This window comes from Bradyrhizobium sp. SEMIA, from assembly GCF_014844175.1.
GTDB classification, from domain to species: domain Bacteria; phylum Pseudomonadota; class Alphaproteobacteria; order Rhizobiales; family Xanthobacteraceae; genus Bradyrhizobium; species Bradyrhizobium arachidis.
Map to the genome: position 1 here is coordinate 5973598 of NZ_CP046601.1, position 11842 is coordinate 5985439.

At 64.3% G+C, this 11842-nt stretch carries 10 protein-coding genes; 7 read left to right on the forward strand and 3 right to left on the reverse strand.

The genetic code is table 11. The annotated features are described in order from the left end of the window. Positions 1-1246: 1246 nt before the first annotated feature. Both FOM02_RS29030 and FOM02_RS29035 read right to left on the reverse strand, forming a co-directional pair. The gene (locus FOM02_RS29030) at positions 1247-1570 is read right to left on the reverse strand and encodes a hypothetical protein (protein ID WP_231164325.1); all 324 of its coding nucleotides are present in this window, start codon (positions 1568-1570) and stop codon (positions 1247-1249) included. Further along, positions 1567-2421 carry a helix-turn-helix domain-containing protein gene (locus FOM02_RS29035; protein WP_027559143.1) on the reverse strand — a complete coding sequence of 285 codons (855 nt, stop codon included), beginning with the start codon at positions 2419-2421 and terminating at the stop codon, positions 1567-1569. The genes FOM02_RS29030 and FOM02_RS29035 overlap by 4 nt, the downstream gene beginning before the upstream one ends. A 430-nt stretch (positions 2422-2851) precedes the next feature. On the opposite strand from FOM02_RS29035, the gene FOM02_RS29040 reads away from it, so the two are divergent. From FOM02_RS29040 to FOM02_RS29070, 7 genes are all read left to right on the forward strand, one after another. Continuing rightward, positions 2852-4729, forward strand: coding sequence for a PAS domain-containing sensor histidine kinase (locus FOM02_RS29040; protein WP_027559142.1), 1878 nt, complete (start codon positions 2852-2854; stop codon positions 4727-4729). After that, positions 4726-5397, forward strand: a complete 672-nt coding sequence (locus FOM02_RS29045; RefSeq protein ID WP_027559141.1) for a response regulator transcription factor — start codon at positions 4726-4728, stop codon at positions 5395-5397. The genes FOM02_RS29040 and FOM02_RS29045 overlap by 4 nt, the downstream gene beginning before the upstream one ends. A gap of 105 nt (positions 5398-5502) precedes the next feature. Beyond that, positions 5503-5886, forward strand: a complete 384-nt coding sequence (locus FOM02_RS29050) for a response regulator transcription factor (RefSeq protein ID WP_027559140.1) — start codon at positions 5503-5505, stop codon at positions 5884-5886. A 167-nt stretch (positions 5887-6053) separates the two neighbouring features. Then, a complete protein-coding gene (locus FOM02_RS29055) occupies positions 6054-7850 on the forward strand; it encodes an FUSC family protein (RefSeq protein WP_265440330.1) in 1797 nt (598 codons plus the stop codon). 55 nt (positions 7851-7905) lie between these two features. After that, positions 7906-8109, forward strand: a complete 204-nt coding sequence (locus FOM02_RS29060) for a DUF1656 domain-containing protein (RefSeq protein ID WP_027559138.1) — start codon at positions 7906-7908, stop codon at positions 8107-8109. A 12-nt stretch (positions 8110-8121) separates the two neighbouring features. Further along, entirely contained in the window at positions 8122-9417 is a 1296-nt protein-coding gene (locus tag FOM02_RS29065) for an HlyD family secretion protein (RefSeq protein WP_027559137.1), read from the forward strand. A 248-nt stretch (positions 9418-9665) separates the two neighbouring features. Further along, positions 9666-10682 carry a helix-turn-helix domain-containing protein gene (locus FOM02_RS29070; RefSeq protein WP_027559136.1) on the forward strand — a complete coding sequence of 339 codons (1017 nt, stop codon included), beginning with the start codon at positions 9666-9668 and terminating at the stop codon, positions 10680-10682. Positions 10683-10902: 220 nt separating this feature from the next. Here FOM02_RS29070 and FOM02_RS29075 read toward each other — a convergent pair whose 3' ends face one another. Then, the gene (locus FOM02_RS29075) at positions 10903-11841 is read right to left on the reverse strand and encodes an acyltransferase domain-containing protein (RefSeq protein WP_027559135.1); all 939 of its coding nucleotides are present in this window, start codon (positions 11839-11841) and stop codon (positions 10903-10905) included. Position 11842 lies beyond the last annotated feature (1 nt).

Below are 11842 nucleotides of genomic sequence, written 5' to 3' on the forward strand. Positions count from 1 at the left end.
CGCGTGCTGCTTCGTTGCAATCACCTCCCTCAATTCGGACGCGCGACCATATCAAGTAGATCGCGCCTCCGAATGCAATATCACCATGCCTTGTGATTTCACATACTACTCGCAAACCTTGACTCAGCGAACGGTGTTACGGCGCTCATCGCGGACACACCGGTTGGATCAACTCGCCGCGCTCAATACCCCCACCAGCAGTACTCCCTCCAGCAATCGAATTGTTGGCGGCCGCCCCGCGGGTTGCCCTTCTGCGTTCTGCGGTTGTGGCGCCGCGCTACGGGTGTTTGGCCGCATCGTGCCGGAATTGAACCTCGCGGCAAACTGGCTGCGGTTTCCGCGCACATCACCGGCTCCCGGCATGGTCGCCGCAAGGCGCGGGCACGTTTTCGTCCTCGAGCAACATGTCGGGGACGACGTTTGGATGGCATACGACGCCAACTCAGGCGGACACACAACGCGAATACACGCGCGTTCATTGAGAGGGTACACCGTTGTGAACCCGCGCGGCGCGGAGATATGAATAGAGCCTTCATCGGCAACTCAGACGAAGAATACTTCCGCCGGGAGTGAACAAAGGCATGCTTTCGTCAGACTGATCCTGCCCAATACTTCTGTTAGCTCAGTGCATTCACATTTTTCGCGAAGAAATTGGCTAAAGCTGCTGGCGGCGCCGACAGGTTTGCCGCCAGCAGGCCCACGGCAGACCGAAATTTTCCGAATAGATCTCATTCGTTGGCCTTGCCAAGGCATTGATGGAAATTGCGCCAGCTAGGGTTCCCGATCGGCCCCTTCGGTTTGCCGAGCACCCTCGGGATAGTCCAATCACACCTTTTCTTGTGCTCGCCCGGTAGTGGGCTGCGAATCCATCTGGAACGCGGCTTGGGTTCCAAAATGCCGAAAAACGTCACTTTATTTTGTGTTTGATGCACCTTCGATGGGGTTGCCAAGTTTCCCCGATTCAATTCGCATAGGCAAAGGCTATGCTTGGAGCTTGATTGGTCAGAATAACCCAAGATTTTGGAGCCATTTTTGGTGAATGACCGAACGTCGTCGCAGAACAGATTTTTTGTTCGAATGGGTGGCAAGGGCTGGATGGTATACGATCGAGAAAGGAAAGGCCCGGCGGTGATTGGGACCGATCTGGCCGAAAATCTGACGAGAGAGCACGCAGACCGCGTCCACCGTTTGCTGGTTTCGGGAGCGGGCGGCGCCAATGCGCCGACGCGCTAGTCGTCGCCGAGACTTACGATGCCGAGTGTGAACAGCACGGTCGCCACCGGATGGAATGGCCGAACGCGAAATCGAGTCCACCGCTACGTTTGGTGACCGTTTCGTCGGTCGACCGTTCCATCGACGCATAATGCGTGACGCCTCCGGCAACGATCCTGCAGAAGTTCAGCGTGAATCGACCGTAAAGGACACCTGCCCCGGGCTCCGAGGATGCGAAGCGATAGGAGGTGCCGAGACCGCGTGTGATCTCGAACAATCCCATGAGCTCCTGGTGCGTCAGCGCCGAGTGAATGCCGAGCAGCGGTAGCAACAGGGCTTGAATGCCGATACCGCTCATGATGGCCTCGCCTCGATGCGCGGCAGCGGCAGAAATTGCGCGAGATGCGCGCTCCTCCATTGATATGGCGTATTGCCGGCGAAGCGCTTGAACACCGTCGTGAAATGAGCCTGCGTCTGGAACCCGACGGTCAGGGCGATATCGACAAGGGAGGTGTCGGCCCGCTGCAGCAATTCCTGGGCACGCTCGATCCGCCGCTTTAGCAGATAATCGTGCGGCCGCATGCCGACGGCCGCCCGGAATTGCGCGGCAAAATGCATCCGGCTGAGGCCGGCAACAGCAGCCAGATGCTGCAGGGTGACCTTCGCGTCCAGATTGTCGTCGATATACTGCATGACGCGCTTGAGGCGCCATTTCTGCAGCGACCGCACTGTCCGGCACGCTTGCCCCTCGCGGTCGCTCTCGGCCAGCTCGGACTGGCCTTGTCCGAGCAGCGTCCGCCCGCTGGCCTTGCGCGTCAGCATGGCCAAACGCAACGCATCGACGAGGATAGCGGAATGGGGATTGTGCATGGCTCTGGTGGCCGCGAGTGCATCCGAGAGGCGCTGCATCACCGGATCCGTGACCTCCTCGGCACCCATCTCCGGATCAGCCTCAGCGGACGCGCGCGCAAGACGCTTGGCGGACACCTTGAAGCTCGGCTCGCCGTCGGCAGATCCTCGTACGTTCGGCGCAGGCGGCTCGATGGCGAGCGCAACATCCAGATGCACGAGGGAGAGCGTCATTGCCTCCTCGGCGGAGCGCGGCGATCGTCTCGATGACGGCAACTGCCGGCCGTCGATCGACGAGACGTCGATTGCGGCGGCAACATGATCCTTGGCGTTTTGCGGGTATGACATCTGCAGCGACATCGTCGAGCCTCCTTGTCCCAGTTCGCAGCGGCAGTGCCTGGCAGGCTTGCCCGAATGCGATGGGAGCAGATTAGTTCGGCGATCCGCGCGCTCCATTCTACGCGCGGGTGCATGGCTAAGGTCTCGGGTTAACCGCGTCATACCTAGGTATGACCGCAGCGCAGCGACCGAGTGAGAGCGAGGGCCCGGCGCGCCTGCGATAGTTTGACGCGCCAGCGATCGACGAAATCACCGAAGAGCCTTGTTCTGCCCGGGAATCTGCCTGTCGGACCTCGCGCGGGATTCAACTTCCCACGGGGTCTTCCACGAGAGCACGAAATTCATCCGGCCGGATATTGTGGACGCAGTGAAATCGCGGCATCAACGCCGCTGCGATGAGAAGAAACACCGCCTGCGACGATGACGCCTTGATCGGCCCACGGGTTCATCCATGAGCCGCGCCGGCTTGCGGTTCTGGTCCGCCGTCCTCGCCTTCGCGGTCTTCATGGTCGACGTGCTGACGCCACTCGAGGGCGCGGTCGCGGTTCTCTATGTCGTCGCGATCCTGCTTGCGGCGAGGACGAACCGGCGCAACGACATTATCATCGCCGCAGCCGGTTGCATCGTCCTGACCGTCAGCGCCTATCTGACGTCGCATGATCTGCACGAGATCGCCTCACCTGCCCTGCGCGCGTTGGTGAGCCTAGCGGCAATCGGGGTCACAACCCTGCTGGTGTTGCAGAATCACGCGGCGACAACGCGTCTTGCGGCGCAGGCGCGCCTCCTCAATCTCTCGCATGACATGATCTTCGTCAGGGATCGCGGCGGCGTGATCACGTTCTGGAACAAGACTGCGGAACAGACCTATGGCTGGTCGACTGAGGAGGCGCTCGGGCAACTCGCCGACAAGCTGCTGCGAACCAGCTATCCCGACCGGCGCGAAGCCATCGAGGCCAGCCTGCTCGATAGCGGGCGATGGGAAGGCAGGGTGGAGCAACGGACGAAGGCCGGCGCCGTGCTCACCGTCGATGCCCGATGGGCCCTGCAGCACGACCACCTCGGTAAACCCGTCGGGGTGCTTGAGACGCATACCGACGTCACGGACCGCGTGGCGGCGCACAACGCGCTGGTGCAGAGCGAGCAGCGATACCGCCGGATGTTCGACGCAAGCCGGATCGGCGTCGTCGAGGAAGACTGGAGCGGACTGCGGACTGCGCTGGATGCGCTACCGAGCCGCGGGGCGGACCTGCGCGATTATCTGGCGCGACACCCCGATTTCGTGCGTCATGCCCGCGGGCTTGCCAGAATCATCGACGTCAATCCGGCCCTGCAGAAGATGGCAGGCGCAAGCAGCTCTGCGGCCTTCATCGAGAACGTGGACAAGCTGCTGGGCGAGAACGATCGCAGCTTCCTCGATGCGCTGGTCGCATTCGCGCAAGGCGAGCGGTTCCACGAAGGCGAGACCGAGCTCGTGCGCCTCGATGGAGGCAAGGTCCCCGTGCTGTTCACGATCACCTTTTCGCCTCGATCCGACGACGATCATGACGTGCTCGTCTTCGTCGTCGACATCACCGAGCGCAAGCAGGCGCATGACGCCCTGCTCGCGGCGCAGGCTGAGCTCGCCCATGCCGCGCGCGTCGCCACCCTCGGTGAGCTCAGCGCGTCCATTGCGCACGAGGTAAACCAGCCGCTGGCGGCGATCGTCACTAGCGGCGAGGCCGGTCTGCGCTGGCTGCGGCGCGACGTCCCCGATCTCAAGGAGGTTGCGACGACGATCGGCCATGTCGTTGCCCAGGGCCGTCGCGCTAGCGAGATCGTAACCCGCATCCGGACCTTCCTGAAGAAGGCCCCGGCTCAGCAGGACGTGCTGCAGATCGGCGAGATCATCGCGGAGGCGACGGCGCTGGTCGCGCGCGAGCTCGCCAAGGATGATGTCGCCCTTATCGTCGAAACGGCGCGTGACTTGCCGCCGGTTCGCGGCGACCGGATTCAGCTGCAGCAGGTCCTGGTCAACCTTCTGGTCAATGCCGGCCAGGCCATGTCGGGCCGGCCCGGTTCCCGCACCATCACCCTGCGCGCCGGCACCGTGGATGGCGAAACGCTCGCGATCACGGTGCAGGACAGCGGCCCGGGCATCCAGCCTGATGACCTGCCGCGCCTGTTCGATCCGTTCTTTACGACGAAGGATGGTGGAATGGGCATGGGACTTGCGATCTGCCGAACGACGGTGGAAGCTCACGGCGGCCGGTTGTCGGTGGCGAGCACCCCGGGCTCGGGAGCGACATTCCACCTGACACTGCCATATAGCCAAGAACACGCCCTGCCATGACACGACCAAACCAGGCCCAACCGCCGGCGCAATCCTCCAACGCGACTGTCATCATCGTCGACGACGATGCCGGCATCCGCGCCTCGCTCGATAGCCTGTTCCGATCCGTCGGTCTCGAGACGCGGCTGTTCGGCTCGCCGGCCGAACTGCTCGGCAGCTCGCTGCCCGACGGCCCTGGCTGCATCGTACTGGACGTCCGCCTTCCGGGCGTCAGCGGGCTCGATCTGCAAGGCCAGCTCGTTCGGCATGGCATCAGCTATCCGATCATCTTCATGACCGGCCATGGCGACATTCCCATGTCGGTGCGCGCCATGAAGGCCGGCGCGGTCGACTTCCTGTCCAAGCCGTTCCGCGACCAGGACATGCTCGATGCGGTGACGGCGGCGCTGGAGCGCGATGCACAGCACCGCGCCGAAGCCGCGACCAAGGACGACATCCGCGCCCAGTACGAGACCCTGACGGCGCGCGAGCGCGAGGTGATGGGCCACGTCACCGCCGGCCTGATGAACAAGCAGGTCGCCGCCCTGATCGGCCTCAGCGAGATCACAGTCAAGATCCACCGCGGGAACGTGATGCGCAAGATGGGGGTCAGGTCGCTGGCCGACCTCGTCCGCAAGGCCGAGGCGCTCGGGATTTCCCAAACCCGAAGGACTACGGACCAAACCTGAGTATAATTTCGGCGGACCTGCCCCCGGGGCATAAGGCGTCATCGGCCGCGCAACGGGAGATATCCTCCCGGCCTTGCGGAATACCGCGGTCAGGATTGTGCGCGAATGGCCAAAAACCCCGTGATTGCGATTGTGGACGACGATGAAGGCGTTCGCACGTCGCTCGCGAGCCTGGTTCGCTCGCTCGGCTACGAGGCCCACGCCTACGAGTCCGGCGTCGACTTCCTGCAGCATGCGCCGGGAGACGATCCAGCATGCATGATCGCCGACATCCAGATGCCGGTGATCACCGGCGACGAATTGCAGGCACAGTTGATTGCGTCCGGCCGCCGCTTCCCGATCATCTTCATGACCGCATTTCCAAGCGAAAACGTGCGTCAGCGCGTGATGGCGGCCGGCGCGCATTGCTATCTCGGCAAGCCTTCCAGCGGTGACGAGATCATCCGCTGTCTCGAGGACGCGTTGGCAGGCCACGACGCACAACCGTAATCCATCCGCCCGTCTAGCGCGCGACAATCTCGTCCCCAACCAGCCGTGCATTTCGGCAACCGGGTTGTTGGACCGGAAATACCGTCAAGCCCGGCAAACCTCATAGTCAGCGTCGATTTTGTCGAGATCGGCAGGGCGGCACGCTCTGGCGAAATGGATGAGGCACGATGCCAGTAAACGCCGCCAGTGCTGCCGTGCCGCGTCCACTGGTTTTCGCCGGGTTTCCCGCGAGCTCCTGGGCCTTCGCGTTGCGCGTATGGCTGGCGATGACGCTCGCCCTCTATGTCAGCTTCTGGCTCGAGCTGGACTCGCCGTCGTCGTCCGCCCTCACCGTCGCCGTCCTGGCCCTGCCGACACGCGGCCAGGGCATGGAGAAGGCCGGCTACCGGCTGGTCGCAACCGTCATCGGCGTCGTGGCGTCCATCGCGATCGCGGGCCTGTTTTCCCAGACCGACGGTCTCCTGCTCGCGGTGCTCGGCATGTGGGTCGGGCTCTGCGTCTATGTCGCGGGGATGCTGGACGGCAATCGCGCTTATGCGGCGGCGCTGTGCTGCATCACCGTCGCCCTCGTCGCCGTCCAGCAGATCGACACGCCGCTGCAGGTGTTCCCGACCGGCGTCGCACGCGGCGCTGCCATCGGCATCGGCGTTCTCGCGGTGGCGCTCGTGAACGAGGTTCTGGCCGCACCGAACTATCATCCGGTGCTGGCAAGCCGCATCGAGGGGTTGCACGGCCGGGTCACGGGTCTCGCGCAAGCGGCCGGGCATCCCTCCGCAACGGCTGCCGCGAGCCTGCTGCACGACATCGCGGCACTGCGTCCGGAGATCGCCAGCCTCGTAACGGAGTCGAGCACCGGCACGCCGAGAACCGAAGCCGCGCGCTCCGCGCTGGTCGACCTCGTCAGCGCGCTCTCGCTCGGCCGCATGCTTGCAGCGCTCCCCGCCGCTTCCCCGGATAAAGTCGGGCTGATAGCGATGTCCCGATCCTGGCTCCAGGCCGAGATCAGCCGAAAGAACGCGCAGGTGTGCAGCAGCCTCGAAGCGCTGCGTGAAGGGACGCACCCACATCATGCATGGCGCGCGCCGCTCTACCGCTCGCGCCGCATCGCGGCGGAAACCGCCGCACGGGCCGCGATCTCGTTCATGCTGATCGCGCTCTTCTTCGTGCTGACGGGCTGGCCGAGCACCGAGCTCTGCCTCACGCTCGTCGCAGCGATCATCGGCCTCAGCTCAATCTCGCCCGCGCCACGAATCTTTGCGCAGGTAACGGTGACGGCGATGCCGATCGCCTGCGCGCTGGCGGGCATCCTGAAATACCTCGTCTTCAACGGCGTCTCCGAGTTTCAGCTGCTGGCGATCGGTCTTGCGCCTGTCGTCATCGGCCTCGCGCTGCTGATGTCATTGCCGAACCCGATGCTGTCGTCCCTCGGCCGGCTCGTCCTGGTGTTCATGATCGCCGTCCTCGCACCGACCAATCCGCAGAGCTACGACCCCGAGGTGTTCCTGGTGACGAGCCTCTTCGCCTGCATGTCGGCGGTGCTCGTCTTCGCGGCACAGATGCTGCTGCCGCCCCTATCCGGCGACCGGAGGGTGCGGCTGCTGCTGGGAGAGGCCGGGCGCGAGCTGGATCACCTCGGCCGCGGACGAACCCGACACCTCGCGCCGGAAGAAGCCGCGTTTCGCGACGCAGCACGGATCGAACAGATCCTGACCGCAAACGGTGCCTTGCCCCTGGATCGTCAGATCACGGCCAAAGCGATGCGTTGTTTCGACCAGGCCGAGACCTTGCGGCGTTGCTGCGCCGAACTGGACCGACTGCGACAGGGTCCGCTCGCCGGAGCGCGCGGGACGCGCGCGAGGCTCTCGCCCGGCGCAGCGGCCGCGCCATCCTCGCTTCTGCCGAGGCGCTGCGCCAGGCGGCAGCGCGAAGCAAATTGTCCGCCAATTCGGCCATCGCCATGCTGATTGCAGCGCGCGGCGCATTAGCGCCCTCACAATCTCCAAGCTAGGGCGCACGGCCATGACGAACACCTATCGGGAGCTGGTCGTCGGCGGCGTGCTCATCGCCCCCATTGATTCCTATGCGGTAATCGCGCTGCTCGCGTTCCTGCTGCTCCGCCCGCTGCTGCGCTTCGTCGGATTCGCAAGCTGGTTCAGCAACCCCTCGCTGGCGGAGCTCAGTCTCTACGTCGCGATGTTCGGCTTGCTCGCACTGTTCTTCTAGGGAGAAAGAGTCATGGACGCCGCCCTGCCCCGGGACGCCGCCGCGCGCCGCGGCGAGCCGTCAGTCGAAGTCCAGGCCGATGCCGCCGACAACGTGAACGATTCGGGCGTGCCGGAGACCGTGGCGCACGACACTGGTGATCGCGCGATGGAGAACGGCAGGCCTCAGGAACAGACCACGTCCCCCTCGACGCCGCAGCGCAAAGCGGCGGTCCGCTTCATCCGCGCTGCCGGCAAGCATCTAGCGACCCTGGGGATTGCACTGACCGCAATCGTGATTGCGGCTGCGACGTGGCAGCACTACGTCACGGCGCCCTGGACGCGGAACGGCAGTGTGCGTGTCCAGGTCGCCAACGTCGCGCCGCAGGTTGCCGGCAAGATCGTGGAGCTGCGTGTGGCCGACAACCAGTTCGTCCACAAGGGCGACGTCCTCTACGTCATCGACCCCTTCGACTTCGAGGTGGCTGTCCGCGTCGGCAAGGCCCTGGTCGACCAGCGGGCCGCGGATCTCGTGGTGAAGAAGGCCGAGTTCGACCGGCGCCAGCATCTGTCCGATCTTGCGACGACGCCCGAAGAGCAGCAGATCTATGCAGGCAATGCGGCGCAGGCGAAGGCTGCCTACGAGGCAGCAACGCACCAACTCGCGCAGGCGGAGTTGAACCTGAAGCGCACCAGCGTGGTCAGTCCGGTCGACGGCTATGTCACCAACCTCCTGCTGCGTGCGGGCGATTATGCCGTCACCGGCGTCAGCAACGTTTCCGTCATCGACTCCAACAGCTTCTGGATCGACGGCTATTTCGAGGAGACCAAGATGGCGCGGGTGTGCGTCGGCGATCGCGCCGAAGCGCAACTGGTCGGTTATCCCAGCCCGATACTCGGACATGTGAAGACCGTAACGCGGGGCATCAGCGCGTCGAACGCCGCCACAGGCACGCAAGGCCTGCCCAACGTCGATCCGATCTACACCTGGGTGCGGCTGGCGCAGCGCGTACCGGTCCGCCTCGCCATTGATACGGTTCCGCCGGATGTCCCGCTCGTCTCCGGCATGACAGCGACGGTGACGATCCGGCAGCCGTCCGCGGGCGGTGGCCAAAGCTGGTTCGACCGGTTCCGCGCGAGCTTCGTCGATCCCGTCGTCGATCTGGTCGGCGCGGGACGTCCGCCCCGTCCGGACTGCCTGCAAGCGGCATCGCAGCAGCGCCCCGAGGTGGAAGCGCTTCCCTACACACGCGAGCCCGCGGTTCCGCCGGCAGAGAAGATCGCACCCGGCCTCACGCCCGGTATCGATGCCTCGCCACGCCAACCCTGAATCAGGCGTGTACCCGTCGCCGGACACCGTCCGCGACAACATCCGACCTCACAACGCAACCATCTGATCCCTTTGGTTCAATTGACCTTTTTGCGACATGCGGTCGCACCTATCGCATTTGCAAAATCTAATACCGCTTAAGCTTCCTTAACGAGCCTCGCGGTGAAATCGCACCTATCGTTGAGCATGGACCATTTGCATTCGGCCGCCGCCACGACGGCAGCCGAATCCAAGAGACGGGACAAACAATGCTCACCGATATGCAAGCGGCCGGTGCCTGGTCGACGTATCAACCCAACCGTCGCAACTCCGATTGCCCGCGGGAGACCCGCGCGTTTCCCCTCGAACGAAGGTGGCGGCAGCCCGGCCAACGGACCGGCACTACATCAGACGACATCGCGATCTCGCGCTGGACCTGTGCTCAAACAGGCATAACGCACGAAGAAGCCACGACGCCCATCGACCGCTATTTCTTCGCGATCGCCTTGAAGACGACCCGCGTCAAGCTGACCAGGGGCCGTCACACCATCTTCGACGGTGTCATGCCGGCCGGCTCACTGTATATCGGCGCGCCATCGCAGCAGCTCAGTGCGCAGTTCCAAGCACCGTGCGATTTCCTGCACTTCCATGTCTCGGCCAGCAGTTATTTTCCGCCTCTTCGACCCGGAGCAGGATCTGCCTCGCATGAGGGCCTCAACGACCTGATCCTGCTTCGTGATCCCTTCGCCGAGCAGCTTGCGAAAGCGCTGACCGAACGCGGTCATTCGGCCGACCGCGAATTCGCGCGCTGCATCGGGAAGACGCTGGCCATGCACCTTGCCCGGCGCGAGCTGCCACACGCGAGAGTCAATGCCTTGCCGAAATGGCGGCTGCGGCGCGTCGAGGAATATGTCGGAACACATTTCGACCACTGCATCAGCCTCTCCGAGCTTGCCAAGGTCGCGGGACTGTCGCGGATGCATTTCGCGGCCCAGTTCCGCGCCGCGACCGGATATCGGCCGCGCGAGTATCTGCTGCATCAGCGCATCGAGCGCGCGAAATCGCTGCTATCGAACACCGACACGGCGTTGGCCGAGGTGGCACTGATCGTCGGCTTCTGCACGCAGGCTCATTTCTCGACCGTCTTCAAGCGGATCACGGGTGACACCCCCGCGCGGTGGCGGTGCACCAGCCGGAATGCGTCGGCTTCGTCCAGGCTCACCGGCGCTGATCCGGCTTCGACATCGAAGACGATGTCGCGCGTGTTGCCCGTGGACTTCGCGTGAATCATGCGAAATGGGAAATAGCCGGGGTTCGTGAAATACTTCTGCTGCGGGATCGGCGATGGTGTGCATGTTAGGTGACTGAGACCCCCAAGTCACCGCTCGAGCCTCTCTCCTCCCTGGGCATCCGAGCATTTTGGGGCCGTCCTCCCCCAAAGGACGGCCCCTTTTTTTCGACAACGTAGCGCGATCGACGGCATCACCTGTCCGGAACCGGCCAGCTCTAGGCGCCGAGGTGGTGCGCGATCCAGCCGCGCACGCCCTGCATACTTCTGAAATCATCCAGCGAGCGCGCCGACAGTCCGGTGTCGATGCCCGCAACCATCGCGCTCAGCGCGTGCCCCGGACCGAGCTCGAGAAATCCTGTCGCACCGGCTTCGACGCACGCTTGCAGGCAATCGGCCCATTGCACGGTGTGCGAGATCTGCGCGGCAAGCTTGTCGAGGCCGCTCTCGAGCGAGACGACCGGAGCGGCATCGATCCCGCTCAGAATGCGCCCGCCGGTCCTGGGCGGGAACACCACCGGCACGCTACCCAGGACTTCACGAAATACGGCGGAGGCTCCGGCGAGCCGCCTGGTGTGCGAGGCGACCTCGACCGGCAACACGACGATCCTTGCAGCGTGCATCGCCCGCGCTTCTGCGGCAATCCCGTCCAGCGCCTCACGCCCACCGCCGATGACAAAGGCATCGCCCGGATTAACAATGGCGATCGCGGCATCGTAGCGCTCGCAAAGGCGATCGAGCTCTTCTCGCCGAAGACCGCGGACGAAGATCAGCCCGTCGCCGGCACGCGTGGCTGCATCCATGGCCTCCGCACGGCGTACCACGAGATCGAGCGCGACGGTCGCATCGAACAGGCCGCCGATGCTCCAGGCCGCGATCTCGCCGACGCTGTAACCGGCAATGATCACACCGCATGGGATGGCATCGCCGAGCGCGGCTGCAGCGGCCAGCGCCTGCACGGTACACAGAATCTGACCGGCGCGGTTGCGATGCAGTGCCTCGTCGGGCTCTGTGCCGACGAAATCGCGCGGATCCTTGCCGCCCAGCGATGCCGCGGCGTGTGCAAACAGGTGCGCGGCTTCCGGCGCATCGCCAGTGAGGGCGAACATCTCCCGGTGCTGCCCGCCCTGTCCCGAGCACAGAATCGCGAGCGTCATG